Raw genomic sequence first — 16,136 nt, 5'->3', positions numbered from 1 at the left:
TCACCCGCGACCGGAAAGAGGAATTTGAGAAGGCGAGGACTTGGCGAGCGGCCGGACTTCGCCTTCGACCTCGTTGCCGACATAGACGCCGAATGCATCTTCCGTACGTTCGCGCGCATAGCGGGCAAGCATCGAACGCACCGCGGGATCGGCGATCTTCAGATCGGCGATCTGCTCGATGTCGACAAGCCGCATCTGGCGGTCGTCGGAATAGGCGCCATCGACCGTTCCGCGATAATAAACATGCGTGCGCCAGGGTTCGGCGGCATCGTCCCACACCGCGAACAGGAAGCCGAGCTGGGCGTCTATGGCCCTGGCGGCAAGGCGCCCTTTGAGGCTGCGCGCATCGTTGGGCGTGCCCAGTCCGCGCCCCGCAGGCAATTCATAAATCCCGTCGGCCGTTTCGACGAACAGCACACGGCCCTCGTTCTCGAGAATGGCGCCGACCTCCGTATCGGGGGGCGCCGCCGCCAGCGCCTCCTGGCTGAGGCCAGGCGTGACGTAGGTGCCTCTGCAATAACCGAGGGGCTGGGCTCCGTTGTGGCTGAAGTCGCGGACGCGGCCGATGAGGATCGAGTGATCGCCAGCATCGACCAGCTGCTCCATGCCGCAATCGAATACCGCAACGGAGCCGTCGATCAGCGGATTGCCGGTCCGGCCCGGTTGCCAGCTCACGGCCGCGAACTTGTCCGCTGCTTTGGAAGCGAAGATGCCGGAATGGGCCTTCTGGTCCTCTGACAGGATGTTGATGGCGAAACCTCTCGACGTCGAAAAAGCACTGTGCCCCAGCGCCCTCTTGGCGATGCAGACAAGCACCAGCGGCGGCTCGAGTGAGACCGAGGTGAAGGAGTTGGCGGTGAAGCCGCGCGGTTCGCCTTCCGCTCCGATCGTTGTGACGATGGTGACGCCGGTCAGGAACGAGCCGAGTGCGCGCCGGAATTCGCCGCTGTCAAAAACTGCATCCGTCTCCGGCCTCACGCCAGCGTCTCCTGCCGTGTCGAGAAATTCCATGATGTGTTTGGTCACTTTTTCAGGTGAAGCCATTGCCATCATGTGCCTTTCTCCATTGAGCACGAGGCATTGGCCGTGCGGCGCTAGCCTCGCCATCGCCGCCGACATGGCCGGGGTCGAATTGCTGTCTTGCGACCCGGTTATGAACAGGGCCGGCGCGGCAAGACCGGGGAGAGCACCGGCGTGCTCAGCATCGGCATGGGCAAAGAGGCGATAGGTGCGCGCGTAGCCTTCGGGGTCGACCCTTTCAAGGGCGGCGCGCGCGGTAGAGGCCGCCCCGATAAGGTTCGCCGGCAGCGGGTCGCCGAACCAGCGGGCAAGCGTGGCCGCAATGGCGGAAGGGTTGCCATGGGTGCCGAGCGCGGCCGCACGCTCGCGTACGGCCTGCGCCAAGGCCGCGGGGCGGCGGAATACCGCATTGAGACAGACGATGGAGCGAACGCGCGAGGGGGTGCGAAGGGCGATCTCCAGAGCGATCAGCGCGCCCATCGAATGGCCAACGATCGACACCGACGCCACGCCAAGATGGTCGAGAAGGCGAACCGCCTGATCGGCGAAATCCGACAGGCTGGCTTCTTCCGGCGGCAGCGGTGAAACGCCGTGGCCGAGCATGTCGATGGCGATCAGGTCATGATGGTCTTTCATCGCCGCGATCTGATCGTGCCAGATCGCGGCGTTCATGCCGACACCGTGAATGAGCAGAACCGGCGCGCCGGAGCCGGCGCGGATGAAGCCGGTGCCGTCCGGAGCCGTGTCTCGGACCCATGCGGTGGCAGCGACGTCAGCCATGCAGGTCTCCGACCTCCTTGAGGTCCTGATAGCGATCGCCGATACGATGGTGCGGGCGGCCGCCAATCGAAGCGCCAAGCGCCACCACCAGCTCGTCGGGCGCGGGCGCGTCGCCGATTTGGAAATGTACGGTCAGATAGTGGGAGCGGCGGCCTTCGTCGTTCTTGTCCATCAGCGGGATCATGATCGGGGTGTTCGGCCCTCCGCGCAGATTGGTGAAGGCGAGATAGGTCTTGGCGCCGACCGCGCGACGGTAATGGTTGCCGAAATGCAGCGTATGGATCAGCGCCGATGCATGCTCGATCTCGCCCGCCGTGCCGCAGACCGCGGCTTTGCCATAACCCTCTATTGCCTCGCCGGAACCGGCAACGGCGATAATCTCGCGGGTCAGCAGTTCGCCTAGGACGGGAGCAATGACGCGGATCTCCGGCGACAGGTCGTCGGTGAAACCGCGGCCCGCCCAAGGGTTTGTCAGCACGGCGGCGACGCCGATCAGGCGCAACGGTTTTGGGGCTTCCTTGCCGCCCTCGATTAACGTGTTCTCGATGTAGGTGACGATCTTTCGAATGGCTGGTTTCATGAAAGTCCTCGGTCGCCACGGCGCTGTGCAACGCCGAAATCTTTACATCATCTTATGGTATACCATACTATGGAGCACCAGAAGCCTTGTCAATCGGCTATGGAATCTGTTTTGTGGCCGGATCGGGGTAGGGAGAGAAAATGTCAGGCGATACGCTGCGGATCGACCGCTCTGCCAAGACGCTGAGGACGCTGGCGCTGGAGCGCATGCGTGAGGCGATCATGGGCTTCCATTTCCAGCCTGGTGAAAGGCTGGTCGAGCGGCCGCTATGCGATCAGCTCGGGGTAAGCCGTTCCGTCGTGCGCGAGGTGCTGCGGCAGCTGGAGGCGGAAGGCCTGGTGCAGATGATACCGGGCCACGGACCTGCCGTGGCCAAACCGGATCTCGGCCGCACCGACGAAATCTATGAATTGCGGGCGCTGCTCGAGGGCATCGCGGCGCGGGCTTGCGCCCTGACAGCCACGGACGCGCAGATCGCCTCGCTCGATGCCGCCTTGACGAACCTGCTTGAGGCGTGGGCGTCCGGTGCGCCTGTCGAGGTGATGCGGGCAACGACCAAGTTCTACGAAACGCTGTTCGAGGCGGCGGACAAGCGCATTGCCTGGGAAATCGTGACGGGGCTGAATGTCCGCATCAACCAGCTCCGCTCAATGACGATCGCGTCGGAGAACCGCCGCGAGCCGGCGATCGCCGAAATGACCGAAATCATGGATGCAATCCGGTCGCGCAAGCCGGACGAGGCGGAGGAGGCGGCGCGGCGGCATGTCGAATCCGCGTGGCAGATCGCCCGCAACACGCTTCGCCTTGGCTGACTGGTATGCCGCCGGCGGTCCATCGTTCCACGGCAGGCATCTAACTGGTGCGTACAGTGACATGTGTGACATGCCAATTTGCTTTCAGTTGCGGCGGCAAAATCGTATATCGGGTCAGTTAGGTGTGCATCTCTTGCCAAATTGCTCTGTCATTCGAACGGAGTATCGGACGGACTGAGACAGAAAAAATAGTAAAATGAATATGTTACGCCACAAATAAAATGAATATGTTACGCCACAAAGTTGCCGTGGCGCCGATGATGGACTGGACGGACCGGCACTGCCGGTTCTTCCATCGCCAGCTGACGCGCGAGGCGCTGCTCTACACCGAGATGGTGGTGGCCGATGCGGTCATCCACGGCGCACGCGAGCGGCTGCTCGGCTTCGTCGACAGCGAACATCCGGTGGCGCTGCAACTCGGCGGCGCCGATCCGGGAAAGCTGGCCGAGGCGGCGCGCATCGGCGAAACCTTCGGCTATGATGAAATCAACCTCAATGTCGGCTGCCCGTCCGACCGCGTCCAGTCGGGCACCTTCGGCGCCTGCCTGATGAAGACGCCCGTGCTCGTCGCGGATTGCGTCGCGGCAATGAAGGCGGCGGTGAAAATACCGGTTACCGTCAAGTGCCGCATCGGCGTCGATGAGCAGGATCCGGAACCGGCACTCGATGCGTTGGCCGATGCTGTTTTCGCGGCCGGCGCCGACGCGCTGTGGGTGCACGCCCGCAAGGCCTGGCTGGAAGGACTGAGCCCAAAGGAAAATCGTGACATCCCACCGCTCGACTATGACCGCGTCTATCGGCTGAAAGCCAGAAAACAAAACAAATTCATCGGCATCAACGGTGGCATTCAATCTCGCGCAGAGGCGCTGACGCATCTCGACCATGTCGATGGCGCCATGCTCGGCCGCGCCGCCTATCACACGCCAGGGATACTGACCGGCATCGATGCCGCGTTTTACGGCAGCACTGCTGAGTCGTTCGATTTTGCCGCACTGATCGATGCCATGGCGGATTACGCGTCACGCCATATCGAGCAGGGCGGACGCCTCGGGCATGTCACCCGGCACATGGTCGGGCTGTTTCACGGCCTGCCCGGTGCACGCCGCTACCGGCAGATCCTCTCCACCGATGCGACACGGCCGGGTGCCGGACCGGAGGTGCTGAAGTCAGCCTTCGCAGAGGTCGATTTCGGCCGGACCGCGGAGGCGGCCTGAGGAAAAACTTAATCCCGCAAAATCATGCGATCGCCACGGACGTCGAAGCCCGATAGCGAGCCGATGAAATTCATGCCGAGAAGGCTCTGGCCGAGCGTGCCTGGTGCGGCGATCATGATGGGCATGTCCTTGCGCACGATGCCGCCGATCGACAGTTCGTCGGTTCGCACCGCCGCCGCGCGTGTCATGCCGTTGGCGGTAGAGATCGGTATGGTGAAGCGGAGAGCCGCCGAATTGAACCCGACCGCCAGAGCGTCCTCGGCGGTCAGCACGGTGCTGGTCGCGCCGGTATCGACAACCGTCAGGATCGGCGTGCCGTTGATCGTGACGCGCGCTTCGAAATGGCCGCTGCCGGCCTTGTCCAGGGTGACGGTGGCATGGCCTTCTTCCACGCCCAGCGCCAGCGGACTGCCGGGAACAAGGCCGGCGGTGACGCGGCTGGCGAAATCCTGCAACTCATAGCGGTACTGATAGCCGGCGATCAGCGCCAGCACGATGGCACCCCAGGCGCCGAGGCTGCGGGCCATGGTGCCTAACGGCCTGCCCGATCTGAGCAGGCCGGCGCCGACGAGCGCCGCTAAAGCGCCAAGCCAGATCAGCTGGCTGAAATCGTAATTCTCAATGCCGAACGTACTGCCGGCGGAATCGTTGAGCATGAGCAGGAGCACACCCGCCCCGATCGCGACGATCAGAATCCACAACAGTCGGTTCATCTCTGCGGCCGGTTCACGAGAGGGCGTCGCGTTCGCGTGCCATGCGGCTGCGACGGGTTTCCCGGCGGGGGCGTCGCTCGACCGTTTCCAGCCTTGCCGGCAGCTCGGCCATGACGCTGCGGCGGGTTTGCGGGGTCATGTCGATCCAGGCGGCGATTTCCTCGCGCGTGCGCCCGCAACCGAAACAGAAGCCGGTTTTCATATCGATCGAGCAGACCAGGATGCACGGGGATTCAATGGCCGTCATAAGGATTTCCTTGGCTAGCCTCCACATGGTGCAACGACAAAGTCAATGCAAGCCCTCCGGGAAGCGCCGCCAACGAATGCTTTCGCGTCAATACCGCCAAGTTGTACCGGGCCTGGAGGTTGTGCCGGCTTGAGGTTGTGCCGGCTGGCCAAGGCGGCTATGCCGCTCACCAATTCACACGGACGATCGCCATCGACATGACCAGCGCGCTGCCTTTCGACGATTTTCGCGACCTCCTGGTGAGCCTGCCGCCGGGAGATATGGCGGCCAAGGCCCGCGTGCGTCAGTTGTTTGCCAAGGCAGACAAGCCCAAAGGCTCGCTTGGCCGCATCGAGGACATCGCCGCCTGGCTTGCCGGGTGGAGCGGCCGCGCGCCGCCGGCGGTGACGCGGCCATTGGTGGCGATCTTTGCCGGCAATCATGGCGTCACCCGTCACGGCATTTCGCCGCGCCCCGCCGCCGCCACGGCAAATGCAGTCGAGCTCTGCGCCGCCGGCGGTGCAGCAATCAACCAGATCTGCATCGCCAACGATCTCGGCTTGAAGGTGTTCGATCTGGCCCTGCACATTCCGACAGCCGACATTACGGAGGATGCGGCACTGGACGAGCGCGGTTGTGCCGCTACCATGGCCTTCGGCATGGAAGCGATTGCCGGCGGTACCGACCTGCTTTGCCTTGGCGACCTCGGCGTCGGCAATTCGACTGTCGCCGCGGCCCTTTGCACGGCACTGTTCGGCGGCACCAGCGCCGACTGGGTCGGCCCTGGATCAGGGGCGGACGCGGCGATGCAGAGGCGCAAGGCGGAGGTGGTCGATGCCGCGGTCGCGTTTCACGGCGCGAGCCTCAAGGACCCGCTGGAAGCGCTGCGCCGGGTCGGCGGGCGGGAATTCGCCGCGATCTGCGGCGCCATTCTGGCGGCGCGGATGCAGAAGATCCCGGTGCTGCTCGATGGGTTTGCGGTGACTGCGGCCGCTGGTGTCCTACATACCGCCAACCCCGCCGCGCTCGATCATTGTCTCCTCGCAAGCCTGTCGCCAGAGTCTGGTCATGCCAAGGCCGCCGAGCGCCTCGGCCTTCGCCCGCTGCTCGATCTGGGCGTCAGTCAAGGCGAGGGGGTAGGGGCGGCGCTTGCCGCCGGCTTGGTCAAGGCGGCCGCGCTGACCAGCTCCGGCATGGCAGCCGCGGTCCGCGGTTAAGCATTCAGCGCCGGCGCGAAGGCAACCGCCTTGGTCGGCAGCGCCGGCAGTTCCTCCATCACCCGGCTCAGCGGGAAGATGGCGATCGCCTCGGTGCCTTCGCGCAGCCTGGAATGGAGCTGGAATTCGCCGCCATGCATGGCCAGCAGGCCTTGCACGATCGGCAGGCCAAGCCCGGTGCCCTGTTCGGCGCTCTTGATGGCGATCGAGCCCTGGCCGAAGGCCGAAAGCACGATCGGAATCTCGTCTTCCGGTATGCCCGGCCCATTGTCCTTGACGGAGAGATATTGCCCGCCGCCCGCCGTCCAGCCGACGCGCACGCGGATTTCGCCGCCGGTGGCGGTGAACTTGATGGCATTGGACAACAGGTTGAGCGCAATCTGCCGCACCGCGCGTTCGTCGGCGAACAAGCGCGGCAAGGCGTTTTCGAAATCCTGGACGATGCGGATGTCCTTGTTGCGCGCCTTCAGCTCCATCATGTGGCAGCAATCCTCGACGACGGAGAGCAGCATCATCGGCTCCTCGTTGAGCTGGTAGCGGCCCGCTTCGATGCGCGACAAATCGAGAATTTCGTTGATCAGGTCGAGCAGATGCTGTCCGGAGTCGTGCACGTCACGGGCATAGTCGCGATAGGTCGGGTTGCTCATCGGGCCGAGCACCTCGTTGGCCATCACTTCGGAAAAGCCGAGAATGGCGTTGAGCGGCGTGCGCAGTTCGTGGCTCATCGAGGCCAGGAAACGCGATTTCGCCAGATTGGCGTCTTCCGCCCGCCGCCGTGCCTCGTCCGACATCGATTTCGCCGTCTCCAGTTCGGCGATCAGCGCATCCTTTTCGGAGCGGAACGACAGCAGCATCAGCGAGGAACGGTTGAGCTGGCGCGCTACATAGGCGAAGAAAGGCAACGAGGCGATCAGCAAGCCTGCCATGATCACTTCGACCGGCATCCATAATTTCGCACTGGCATAAGCATAGATGGCGACCGGGAGGGCGAAGGTCGCCAACAGCGCACCGCGCAGGGACGAGGCCAGGATCGCGGTTGCCGACATGGCGAGCAGCAGCACCACCGCCTTGGCGACCTGGAACTGATCCATTTGGCAAGTTTCGCAGCCGAGCCATGCGAACCAAGCCCAGCCAAGCCCGCACAGAAAATGGCCGATCAGGAAATCCCTATGCGTTTCCAGCGGGTTGAGTTCGGACGCTTGAGTGACGCGTCTGGCCATGAATGCAACGATGGTATAGCAGATGAATGTGAACAGCGCCCAGACGCCGATCTCCTTGCCGATGCCCGCGAACAGGCCTGCCGCGGCCGTTGCCAGAACGAGCAGCGGAATGACGATCACGCCGCCGGTCATCGAAAGCGCGTGGAGCTTCAACAGCTCGCGGTCGAAGTCGGGATTTCCGGCTTGCTGCGAAAGACGGTCGCGCGTCTTGCGCACCGCGCGCGCGACATCGCTGTTGCGATGGCGTTTCCTGCGGTCCACAATAAACTTGTCCGCCGTGGTCGAGCGTTGCAGGGGCATGAAGTCTTCAATTTACGCGGGCAGCAATTTCAAATCGTTAAGCTACGTTCGAATGATTAACCAACGGTTTGCCATATGAGCCGTTCGTGGTCGCGATGGCCGCGCCAGCGATACTATGCGCCACGTCCGCGAAGCCTGTGGCGCCGAGTAATGGACTATGGGCTGACACTCATCGTGCTCGGCCTGGCGATCCTCCTGGCGGCGCGCCTCGACCGGATCGAGACGCGCAAGACGGAGGGCGCGGCCACCGTCAATGACGGCGATAGCATCACCCTCGGCAGCGAGCGTGTCCGCATGCGTGGCATCGACGCGCCGGAATATTCGCAGATCTGTCGCAAGGACGGTGCCGACTATCCTTGCGGCAAGCTCGCGCGGCAGTCCCTGGTGCGGTTGATCGGCGGCAAAGCCGTCTCCTGCAGCGGCTGGCAGCGCGACCGCTACGGCAGGCTGCTCGGCGACTGCAAGGCCGGCGGCAAGGATCTCAACCGCGCGCAGGTCGAGGCCGGCTGGGCGGTCGCCTTTGGCGATTTCGAGACCGAGGAAGCTGCTGCGCGCGCGGGCAAAGCCGGCATCTGGGGCGGAACTTTCGACGAGCCGAAGAACTGGCGCGAGAGCCACGGCCACGAGCTGGTCGAAAGAAAGCACGGCACCTTGGCGTCGATCGGCGATGCCTTGCGTGAAATTATTCGCTTCTGGTGAGTTGTGCCTATAGTTCGTCGGGACGGACGAGGAGGATAGAGATGAAGCTGTTCGACGGCGGGCGCGCGCCCAATCCACGCCGGGTTCGGATTTTTCTGGCCGAAAAGGGACTTCAGGTTCCGCTGGTGCCCGTCGACATGGGCGCGCTGGAGCACAAAGAGCAGCCGGTCAGCTCGCGCAATCCGCTGAAGCGTCTGCCGGTGCTCGAGCTCGATGACGGCACCATCATCACCGAATCCGTCGCAATCTGTCGTTACTTCGAGGAACTGCACCCCAAGCCGGCTTTGTTCGGGGATGGGGCGCTCGGCAAGGCAATCGTCGAGATGTGGCAAAGACGTGTGGAGTTCAATCTGTTCGGCTGCGTCGCCGCGGCGTTCCGGCATATCCACCCCGCAATGAGGGAATGGGAGATCCCGCAAATCCCCGAATGGGGCGAGGCCAACAAGCCGAAGGCGATCGAATTCCTGAGGTTTCTGGACACTGAGCTCACCGGCAGGGAATTCGTCGCCGGCGATGCCTATTCGATCGCCGACATCACCGGGCTGGTCGCCATCGACTTCATGAAGCCGGCTCGCATCAAGGTACCTGAAGAGTGCACCAACGTGCTGCGCTGGTATCGAGAAATCTCCAGCCGGCCGAGTGCCGCCGCCTGACAATGAATTCCGAATGAGCGAAGAGTTGGAAGCCTTGACGGCGCGAGTACGCGCTTGCCGCATCTGCGTCGATAACCCGGCCGGCAGGCCGTTGCCGCACCAGCCGCGTCCGGTGCTCAGGCCATCGTCGAGTGCGCGTATCCTGATCGCCAGCCAGGCGCCGGGTACCAAGGTTCACATTACAGGGATGCCGTTCACCGACGCCTCCGGCGACCGGCTGCGAAGCTGGCTGGGCGTCGGCAGCGAGGAATTTTACGACACGGACAAATTCGCCATCGTGCCGATGGGCTTTTGCTTTCCCGGCCAGGACGCCAAGGGCGCCGACCTGCCGCCGCGCCGCGAATGTGCGCCGGCCTGGCGCACATCGCTGATGGCGCTGATGCCGCAAGTCGATATGGTGCTGACGATCGGCATCTACGCGCAAAGCTGGCATATGGGCGCGGCGCGCCGTCCCTCGCTGACGGAAACGGTCATGGATTGGCGTGCCATCTGGGCGGCGGCAATCGACCCGAAAGTCCTGCCGCTGCCGCACCCGTCCTGGCGCAACACCGGTTGGCTGAAGCGCAATCCATGGTTTGAAATGGATTTGCTGCCCTTCCTGAGATCGGAAATCCGCTATCGCCTCGGCTAGGCATTCAGCAAGAAATCACTCGCTTTCGCACTATGCGGCAGAATTTCTTTCTTGTAATAGGCTCGAGCAAGAGGGATTATGGTAATCCATTCCTCGAAGCGCGTCGCGCATGAGGGGACGCGCGTTAAATTCTTGTTTTTATGCATGTCGTTGTGCCAAGGCCGCTGCGCACTTGGACGACTTGCATCAGGGGAGCACCCAATGGACCGCCTTGATAGAAAAATTCTCCGCCTCCTGCAGGAGGATGCGACGCTTGCAGTCGCCGACGTCGCCAAGAAGGTCGGCCTGTCGACGACGCCGTGCTGGCGGCGCATCCAGAAGCTCGAGGAAGAGGGCGTCATCAAGCGGCGCGTCGCCATCCTCGATCATGAAAAGGTCAATGTGCGGGTCACGGTGTTCGTCTCGATCCGCACCAATTCGCACAGCCATGAATGGCTGCGGCGCTTTTCGGAGGTCATCCAGGAATTCCCGGAAGTGGTCGAATTCTATCGCATGAGCGGCGACGTCGACTATCTCTTGCGCGTCGTGGTGCCCGATATCGCCGCCTACGACGCCTTCTACAAGCGGCTGATCGCCAAGATCGAGATCCGCGACGTGTCGTCTTCCTTCGCCATGGAGCAGATCAAATACACGACCGAGATGCCGCTGGATTACATGATGCTCGACAAGGAATCCGGCGCCAACGCCGCCTGAGATTCGTCTGTTTAGTTCTTCTTTTTGTTCAGGAAAGTCCATGGCGAGTTGACCGGCAGCGTGATCGTGTCCGGCACCGTATCGACGTTGACCACCTCGGCCTTGTGCACGGTGTAACCCGACTGGATGACGCTGACGCCGTCAAGAATGAAAAGCTGGCTCTTCTCCATACCCGGTTGCAAGGCGCCGGTCACCGAAACCGGCTGGTAGGCCTCGGACATCCTGTAAGGGTGTGCAGGCGTGACGAGGACGATCTGGTTGGGCGGCGGCGTCGGCATGTGGCTGCAGGCTCCCGTCCACGGCACCAGCAGGAACTGGTAGACGAGATCGCCGTCGCGATCGACTGGCAGCGCATAGCCCGCGAGCTGCACGATCTTGTCCTGCAGATTGAGAGACAGCGTCTCGCCATGATCGGGCATTTTGGCCGCGATCATCGGCAGTCCGACGCTTTCGGCGGCTGCCTGGGTCGCCGGGCGCAGATCCTTCCAGAAAATATGCATCGTCCCGGCGCAAGCACTGTCTGCCACAATGGACACGAACACCGCGGCCGCCAGGATCGCTCCTGATTTGAGACGGTTGCTCATTGCTGCTCCATTGTTGAGCCTTGATCTGCGGCCTATGCCAGCAAGTAAAGCTGCCGCTGCCCCACAGGTCAACGCTCAAGCCGCATCACATGCCGGCGCGAGCCGGTCATGCCGATCTCGCGAAAGCCGCGGGCGACGAACATGTCGCGAAAACCCATGAAGCTGTAGCTCGGCGAAGCCTGGTCGACGGGATAGGCTTCGATCGTCCTGGCGCCTTTGGCAAAGGCGTGATCGATGGCCGCGTCGAGCAATGCGCTTGCCAGCCCGCCGCCGCGCAGCGCTTTCGGTACATAGAAGCAGACGATCGACCAGATGCCCATCTCGCTATCGTCCTGCTGCCGTGACAGCTTGCGGTAGGTCTCGCGCGGCGCAATCGAGCACCAGCCGACGGTCCGGCCATCGATCTGGGCGACAATGCCGACCGGCGTGCCGGCGTCGATCAGCGTCATCATCGCGCGTTTCTTCTCGTCGTTCTCGACATGCTCGCGGCGGTCGAGATTACGCCAAGCCATACACCAGCAGTATTTCGGCCCGCCGGGTTGCTCGAACAGGTTTTCGAAATCGGCGCGCGTCGATTGCGTCACCTCCGTGAAGCGCACTTCGCTCAGGTCAAGCTTTTCTGGCGGCGAGCCGCTCGAGCGTCTTGGCATCGGAAAGTTCCTTCACGGCGTCCTTGCCGATCCAGCGTGCGGTCCTGTCTGTCGAGGCCGCCAGTTTTAGCGCCACGGCAAGGGCAGGGCCGTGCAAATTCATCGATCGCTTGCCGATCGAACGAAGCGCCCAGTTCACGGCCTTCTTCACAAAATTGCGGCCGTCGGTCGCATGCGCTTCGATGATCGGCAGGAATTCGAGGAAGGTCGTCTCGGGTTCCTTCTTCCGGTGGACCACCGACCAGGCCATCATCGCAAAAGCCGTGCGTCGAACGAATTCCCGTTCGTCGACCGCGAATTCGGCGATCAATTCCTTCCAGCAATCCGTATCGACAAAGAGATCGGAGACCCCGTCGACGATATCCCACGAGTCGAAAGTCGCCGCCCATCGTCTTGCATCCGCGGCGGAGAACCGCTCCGGATCGGCTGTCACGGAAGCGATGAACTGCGCCTCCATGATGCCTGTCTGCCAAAGCTCGAAGGCACGCTCATGGTTGCGCTTGATTTTCTTGGCAATCTGCCGCTGCACGCCATGCGAGATACCGAGCGCACGTTCGATCTTGATACCGTAGCGCAGCATGCCAAGTCGATTTTCCTCTGAGGCGATCGAGCGCAGATGAGCGACGATTTCATCGGCGCTGGATTGAGGCGAAAGCTCGGCCACAGTGAAATCCTATTTCTCCAGCCGCGCCAGCAGCGAGGACGTGTCCCAGCGCTTGCCGCCCATCGCCTGCACGTCCTTGTAGAACTGGTCGACAAGTGCCGTCACCGGCAGTTTGGCGCCGTTGCGGTCGGCCTCGGCGAGGCAGATGCCAAGATCCTTGCGCATCCAGTCGACGGCGAAGCCGAAATCATATTTGCCGGCATTCATCGTCTTGTGGCGGTTCTCCATCTGCCAGGAACCGGCGGCGCCCTTGGAGATAACCTCGATTACCTTTTCGATGTCGAGCCCAGCCTTCTTGCCGAAATGGATGCCCTCCGCCAGGCCCTGAACGAGGCCGGCGATGCAGATCTGGTTGATCATCTTGGTGAGTTGGCCAGCCCCGGCCGATCCCATCAATCCGACCATGCGGGCATAAGCATCTATGACTGGCCTGGCCCTGTCGAAGGCGTCGGGCTCGCCGCCGACCATCACGGTCAGCATGCCGTTCTCGGCGCCTGCCTGACCGCCGGAGACCGGGGCGTCGAGGAACGCAAACCCGAGCGCTTGCGACTGCTGCGCCAGTTCGCGCGCGACCTCCGCCGATGCCGTGGTGTTGTCGATGAAGATGGCGCCTTTCTTCATGGAATTGAAGGCGCCTCCGGCACCGGTCGTCACCGAGCGCAGATCGTCGTCATTGCCGACGCAGGAAAAGACGAAGTCCTTGCCCGCGGCCGCCTCTGCTGGTGTCGCGGCGAAGCTGCCGCCATGCTGGGCAACCCACTGCTCGGCCTTGGCCCTGGTGCGGTTGTAGACGGTGACGTCGTGACCGCCCTTGTTCTTGAGATGTCCGGCCATCGAATAGCCCATGACGCCAAGACCAAGAAATGCCACCGAAGCCATGTTTTCGAATCCCTTAGAAGCCTGCTTTGCGGTCTTCTTACCGGATCAGGCAAGGCGATGGGAGTCAGCGGTGCAGATGGATGGTGATGCGCCGTTCGATCCACTCGACGCCGTGGCGCAATGTTTCCACGATGATCAGATAGATGATCGCCGCCCAGATATACGACTGGAAGTCGAAGGTGCGCGCATAGGTGAGCCGGGTGATGCCCATCAAATCGTAGACCGTGATGATGGCGACGATTGCCGAGCCCTTGATCATCAGGATGATCTCGTTGCCATACGGGCGCAACGCGACGATCAGCGCCTGCGGCAGGATGATCTTCCACATCGTCTGCAGTTTGTGCAGGCCGAGCGAGGCGGCACCTTCCCACTGGCCCCTTGGCACGCTCTCGATCGCGCCACGCAAAATCTCGGCCTGGTACGCGGCCGTATTCAGCGAAAAGGCGAAGATCGCGCAGTTGAACGCTTCGCGGAAGAAGCCCCACAGTCCGACCATCTCGAGCTCCGGCCGGAAGGAGCCGACCCCATAGTAGACCAGGAAGGTCTGCGCCAACAGCGGCGTGCCGCGAAAGAAATAGACATAGGCATAGGCGAACCCCGAAAGGATCGGGTTCTTCGACATGCGTGCATAGGCGATCGGCACGGACAGGATCGCGCCAAGCACAATCGAGATGGCAACCAGCAACAGGGTGATGCCGAGGCCGGATATGTAGCCGGGTGCATATTTCTGGAAGAACTCCGGGTTCCACGCAGCGACCAGGTAGACGACCATGCCAATGCCGAGAGCGATCCACAGGCCGACTAGGACATGGCCGAGGATGCGTTGGCGCGACCAGCCGCGTGCGGGCGGCGGCGGCCGGTCGACTTTCAGCGTGTCGGTGGCAAGGCTCATCTCTTGACCTCGCTGCCGCCGACCGCTCGTTCGATCGCGTTGATGCCGAAGGAGGAGACGATCGCCAGCAGGAGATAGATGAGGCCGGCGAAACCGTAAAACAGGAACGCGTGCTTGGTGACGCGAGCGGCAACCCCGCTCTGCCGGAGGATCTCGTTGAGGCCGACGGCCGAGACGAGCGCGGTGTCCTTGAGCAGGATAAGCCAGAGATTGGCAAGTCCGGGCAACGCGATGCGGATCAACTGCGGCAGCACGATCAGCCGCATCGTCTGGCCGCTGGACAGGCCAACCGAATAGCCTCCCTCATATTGCCCTTTTGGAATCGCGCGGAAGGCGGATAAAAACACCTCGCTGGAATAAGAGGAGAAAATGAAGCACAGCGCGATCATGCCGGCGACGAAGCTGTTGACGTCGGCGGACGTTCCGGGGCTCACCAGCCGGACAATGTACTGCAGGATCAATGGGACGCCGAAGAAGATCAGAAACAGCGTGAGCAGCTCGGGTATTCCGCGAAAAATCGTGGTGTAGATGTTCCCGGCCAGTCTCAGCGACGGCTCTTCCGATTGTTTGGCCAGCGCCACGAAAAAGCCGAGCGTCAGCCCGAAGGGCAGAGTGGCCAGCGCAAGACATACCGTGACAAACACACCCGCGGCGATGTCGTCGAGCCAGCCTTCGGGTCCCCAACTGAGAAGCGTCAGTGCGCTCTGCATCCGCCTGCCTGTTCTCCTTGAGGCTCTTTGAGACCCGTGCCGCGTCACCCCTCGTGCGCGGCATCCTTATAAGAACGGCGGGAATCTCCCGCCGTTCAAGTCCTCGTATGTCGGTCGATCAGGACTCGCCGCCATAAACATCATATTTGAAGTATTTGTCGTTGATTTCCTTGTACTTTCCGTTTGCTCGGATGGCGTCGATCGCCGCATTGAACTGGTTGACCAGATCGGTCTCGCCCTTGCGCACGGCAATGCCGGCGCCCGGACCGTGGATTTCGATGACCGGCTTGATTGTGCCGACCAGCTTGCAGCAGGCGCCGTCCGGCGAATCCAGCCATTGCTGCAGCACGACGATGTCGTCATTGGCGGCATCGAGCCGGCCATTGGCCAGATCGAGCTGGTATTCCTGTGCGGTCGGGTACGGCTTGACGGTGCTGTCGGTATAAGTCTTGGTCGAATAGTTGAAATGCGTGGTGGACGCCTGCACGCCGATCGTCTTGCCGGCCAAATCTTCCTTGGTGACACCCTTGATGTCGGTGTCCTTGGGCGCGGCAATCGCCGGCGGCGTATTGTAATATTTGTGGGTGAAGTCGACCTTCTCGGCGCGTTCCGGCGTGATCGACATCGACGCGACGATGGCGTCGAACTTGCCTGCCTGAAGGGCGGGAATGATGCCGTCCCAGTCCTGCGCGACAAAGGTGCACTTCACCTTCATCTCGTCGCAGAGCGCCTTGGCAATGTCGATATCGAAGCCTACGAGCTGGCCGTCGGCTGTCAGATTGTTGAATGGGGGATAGGCTCCCTCGGTGCCGATCCTCAAGGTCTTTTCCTGGGCCTGGGCAACGCCAAGCATCAGCAGCGCAGCCGAAGCGGCAAGCGCGATACGCAGTGCAATACGCATAATGGTCCTCTCTGTTGGTCCCGGCCGTCGTTCCCGAACGGCTCTGTGGGCGGTGCTTTTGACCGCCCGCTGATGCGATATTCCCATTCTTTCCCAAG

18 protein-coding genes and 1 pseudogene are annotated in these 16,136 nt (G+C 62.4%); 7 read left to right on the top strand and 12 right to left on the bottom strand.

Going from position 1 to position 16,136, the window contains the following annotated elements; all coding sequences use genetic code 11:
• Complete coding sequence (locus NKI17_RS26600) at nucleotides 1–1,800, bottom strand: alpha/beta fold hydrolase (protein WP_352907011.1); 1,800 nt, start codon at nucleotides 1,798–1,800, stop codon at nucleotides 1–3.
• Nucleotides 1,793–2,380, bottom strand: coding sequence for an amino acid synthesis family protein (locus NKI17_RS26595; RefSeq protein ID WP_352448870.1), 588 nt, complete (start codon nucleotides 2,378–2,380; stop codon nucleotides 1,793–1,795). Before NKI17_RS26595 ends, NKI17_RS26600 begins: the two co-directional genes overlap by 8 nt.
• Nucleotides 2,381–2,520: 140 nt before the next feature.
• Here NKI17_RS26595 and NKI17_RS26590 point away from each other — a divergent pair, with 140 nt between their 5' ends.
• Together NKI17_RS26590 and dusA are read left to right on the top strand one after the other, a co-directional pair.
• Nucleotides 2,521–3,192 carry a GntR family transcriptional regulator gene (locus NKI17_RS26590; protein ID WP_023674997.1) on the top strand — a complete coding sequence of 224 codons (672 nt, stop codon included), beginning with the start codon at nucleotides 2,521–2,523 and terminating at the stop codon, nucleotides 3,190–3,192.
• A gap of 227 nt (nucleotides 3,193–3,419) precedes the next feature.
• On the top strand, nucleotides 3,420–4,406 hold the full coding sequence (dusA, locus tag NKI17_RS26585) for a tRNA dihydrouridine(20/20a) synthase DusA (RefSeq protein ID WP_352621788.1): 987 nt from the start codon (nucleotides 3,420–3,422) through the stop codon (nucleotides 4,404–4,406).
• An 8-nt stretch (nucleotides 4,407–4,414) separates the two neighbouring features.
• On the opposite strand, the gene NKI17_RS26580 is transcribed toward dusA, so the two are convergent.
• Complete coding sequence (locus NKI17_RS26580) at nucleotides 4,415–5,119, bottom strand: TIGR02281 family clan AA aspartic protease (protein WP_352448873.1); 705 nt, start codon at nucleotides 5,117–5,119, stop codon at nucleotides 4,415–4,417.
• Nucleotides 5,120–5,132: 13 nt separating this feature from the next.
• The gene (locus NKI17_RS26575) at nucleotides 5,133–5,366 is read right to left on the bottom strand and encodes a DUF1289 domain-containing protein (protein WP_031193575.1); all 234 of its coding nucleotides are present in this window, start codon (nucleotides 5,364–5,366) and stop codon (nucleotides 5,133–5,135) included.
• Nucleotides 5,367–5,563: 197 nt separating this feature from the next.
• Between NKI17_RS26575 and NKI17_RS26570 the strand changes: the two genes are divergently transcribed.
• Complete coding sequence (locus NKI17_RS26570; RefSeq protein WP_023675001.1) at nucleotides 5,564–6,562, top strand: nicotinate-nucleotide--dimethylbenzimidazole phosphoribosyltransferase; 999 nt, start codon at nucleotides 5,564–5,566, stop codon at nucleotides 6,560–6,562.
• Here the strand turns inward: NKI17_RS26570 and NKI17_RS26565 are convergent.
• A complete protein-coding gene (locus tag NKI17_RS26565) occupies nucleotides 6,559–8,082 on the bottom strand; it encodes a sensor histidine kinase (RefSeq protein ID WP_352907010.1) in 1,524 nt (507 codons plus the stop codon). The two genes, NKI17_RS26570 and NKI17_RS26565, sit on opposite strands and share 4 nt — an antisense overlap.
• A gap of 75 nt (nucleotides 8,083–8,157) precedes the next feature.
• Between NKI17_RS26565 and NKI17_RS26560 the strand changes: the two genes are divergently transcribed.
• From NKI17_RS26560 to NKI17_RS26545, 4 genes are all read left to right on the top strand, one after another.
• Nucleotides 8,158–8,781 carry a thermonuclease family protein gene (locus NKI17_RS26560; protein WP_352698901.1) on the top strand — a complete coding sequence of 208 codons (624 nt, stop codon included), beginning with the start codon at nucleotides 8,158–8,160 and terminating at the stop codon, nucleotides 8,779–8,781.
• Between the two features lie 41 nt (nucleotides 8,782–8,822).
• Nucleotides 8,823–9,434, top strand: coding sequence for a glutathione S-transferase (locus NKI17_RS26555; RefSeq protein WP_352681211.1), 612 nt, complete (start codon nucleotides 8,823–8,825; stop codon nucleotides 9,432–9,434).
• A 13-nt stretch (nucleotides 9,435–9,447) separates the two neighbouring features.
• Nucleotides 9,448–10,065 carry a uracil-DNA glycosylase family protein gene (locus tag NKI17_RS26550; protein WP_502894617.1) on the top strand — a complete coding sequence of 206 codons (618 nt, stop codon included), beginning with the start codon at nucleotides 9,448–9,450 and terminating at the stop codon, nucleotides 10,063–10,065.
• Between the two features lie 201 nt (nucleotides 10,066–10,266).
• Nucleotides 10,267–10,758, top strand: coding sequence for an Lrp/AsnC family transcriptional regulator (locus tag NKI17_RS26545; RefSeq protein ID WP_023675006.1), 492 nt, complete (start codon nucleotides 10,267–10,269; stop codon nucleotides 10,756–10,758).
• Nucleotides 10,759–10,769: 11 nt separating this feature from the next.
• Here the strand turns inward: NKI17_RS26545 and NKI17_RS26540 are convergent, their stop codons facing one another.
• The 7 genes and pseudogenes from NKI17_RS26540 to NKI17_RS26510 form a co-directional block, all read right to left on the bottom strand.
• Nucleotides 10,770–11,342: a DUF3299 domain-containing protein gene (locus tag NKI17_RS26540; RefSeq protein ID WP_352568651.1), complete on the bottom strand. Its 573-nt coding sequence runs from the start codon at nucleotides 11,340–11,342 to the stop codon at nucleotides 10,770–10,772.
• 68 nt (nucleotides 11,343–11,410) lie between these two features.
• Nucleotides 11,411–11,992, bottom strand: coding sequence for a GNAT family N-acetyltransferase (locus NKI17_RS26535; RefSeq protein ID WP_352568650.1), 582 nt, complete (start codon nucleotides 11,990–11,992; stop codon nucleotides 11,411–11,413).
• Nucleotides 11,952–12,656 carry a DNA alkylation repair protein gene (locus tag NKI17_RS26530; protein ID WP_254817259.1) on the bottom strand — a complete coding sequence of 235 codons (705 nt, stop codon included), beginning with the start codon at nucleotides 12,654–12,656 and terminating at the stop codon, nucleotides 11,952–11,954. Before NKI17_RS26530 ends, NKI17_RS26535 begins: the two co-directional genes overlap by 41 nt.
• A 9-nt stretch (nucleotides 12,657–12,665) precedes the next feature.
• Nucleotides 12,666–13,541 (bottom strand): annotated as a pseudogene (locus NKI17_RS26525) (NAD(P)-dependent oxidoreductase); the annotation flags it as partial.
• 58 nt (nucleotides 13,542–13,599) lie between these two features.
• Entirely contained in the window at nucleotides 13,600–14,427 is an 828-nt protein-coding gene (locus NKI17_RS26520; protein WP_023675012.1) for an ABC transporter permease, read from the bottom strand.
• Nucleotides 14,424–15,137 carry an ABC transporter permease gene (locus NKI17_RS26515; protein ID WP_352568649.1) on the bottom strand — a complete coding sequence of 238 codons (714 nt, stop codon included), beginning with the start codon at nucleotides 15,135–15,137 and terminating at the stop codon, nucleotides 14,424–14,426. The genes NKI17_RS26520 and NKI17_RS26515 overlap by 4 nt, the downstream gene beginning before the upstream one ends.
• 118 nt (nucleotides 15,138–15,255) lie before the next feature.
• On the bottom strand, nucleotides 15,256–16,038 hold the full coding sequence (locus NKI17_RS26510) for an ABC transporter substrate-binding protein (RefSeq protein WP_352907009.1): 783 nt from the start codon (nucleotides 16,036–16,038) through the stop codon (nucleotides 15,256–15,258).
• Nucleotides 16,039–16,136 lie beyond the last annotated feature (98 nt).

Source organism: Mesorhizobium sp. M0816, from assembly GCF_040320005.1.
In the GTDB taxonomy this organism is placed as follows: Bacteria; Pseudomonadota; Alphaproteobacteria; order Rhizobiales; family Rhizobiaceae; genus Mesorhizobium.
Note: the sequence above shows the minus strand (reverse complement) of the source record. Positions and strands in the feature narration are given on the sequence as shown.

What these genes read in the sequence shown, in the direction of transcription:
- NKI17_RS26600 (WP_352907011.1), bottom strand. Translation starts at nt 1,800, where the DNA reads ATGGCTGACGTCGCTGCCACCGCATGGGTCCGAGACACGGCTCCGGAC.
- NKI17_RS26595 (WP_352448870.1), bottom strand. Translation starts at nt 2,380, where the DNA reads ATGAAACCAGCCATTCGAAAGATCGTCACCTACATCGAGAACACGTTA.
- NKI17_RS26590 (WP_023674997.1), top strand. Translation starts at nt 2,521, where the DNA reads ATGTCAGGCGATACGCTGCGGATCGACCGCTCTGCCAAGACGCTGAGG.
- dusA (WP_352621788.1), top strand. Translation starts at nt 3,420, where the DNA reads ATGTTACGCCACAAAGTTGCCGTGGCGCCGATGATGGACTGGACGGAC.
- NKI17_RS26580 (WP_352448873.1), bottom strand. Translation starts at nt 5,119, where the DNA reads ATGAACCGACTGTTGTGGATTCTGATCGTCGCGATCGGGGCGGGTGTG.
- NKI17_RS26575 (WP_031193575.1), bottom strand. Translation starts at nt 5,366, where the DNA reads ATGACGGCCATTGAATCCCCGTGCATCCTGGTCTGCTCGATCGATATG.
- NKI17_RS26570 (WP_023675001.1), top strand. Translation starts at nt 5,564, where the DNA reads ATGACCAGCGCGCTGCCTTTCGACGATTTTCGCGACCTCCTGGTGAGC.
- NKI17_RS26565 (WP_352907010.1), bottom strand. Translation starts at nt 8,082, where the DNA reads ATGCCCCTGCAACGCTCGACCACGGCGGACAAGTTTATTGTGGACCGC.
- NKI17_RS26560 (WP_352698901.1), top strand. Translation starts at nt 8,158, where the DNA reads ATGAGCCGTTCGTGGTCGCGATGGCCGCGCCAGCGATACTATGCGCCA.
- NKI17_RS26555 (WP_352681211.1), top strand. Translation starts at nt 8,823, where the DNA reads ATGAAGCTGTTCGACGGCGGGCGCGCGCCCAATCCACGCCGGGTTCGG.
- NKI17_RS26550 (WP_502894617.1), top strand. Translation starts at nt 9,448, where the DNA reads ATGAGCGAAGAGTTGGAAGCCTTGACGGCGCGAGTACGCGCTTGCCGC.
- NKI17_RS26545 (WP_023675006.1), top strand. Translation starts at nt 10,267, where the DNA reads ATGGACCGCCTTGATAGAAAAATTCTCCGCCTCCTGCAGGAGGATGCG.
- NKI17_RS26540 (WP_352568651.1), bottom strand. Translation starts at nt 11,342, where the DNA reads ATGAGCAACCGTCTCAAATCAGGAGCGATCCTGGCGGCCGCGGTGTTC.
- NKI17_RS26535 (WP_352568650.1), bottom strand. Translation starts at nt 11,992, where the DNA reads ATGCCAAGACGCTCGAGCGGCTCGCCGCCAGAAAAGCTTGACCTGAGC.
- NKI17_RS26520 (WP_023675012.1), bottom strand. Translation starts at nt 14,427, where the DNA reads ATGAGCCTTGCCACCGACACGCTGAAAGTCGACCGGCCGCCGCCGCCC.
- NKI17_RS26515 (WP_352568649.1), bottom strand. Translation starts at nt 15,137, where the DNA reads ATGCAGAGCGCACTGACGCTTCTCAGTTGGGGACCCGAAGGCTGGCTC.
- NKI17_RS26510 (WP_352907009.1), bottom strand. Translation starts at nt 16,038, where the DNA reads ATGCGTATTGCACTGCGTATCGCGCTTGCCGCTTCGGCTGCGCTGCTG.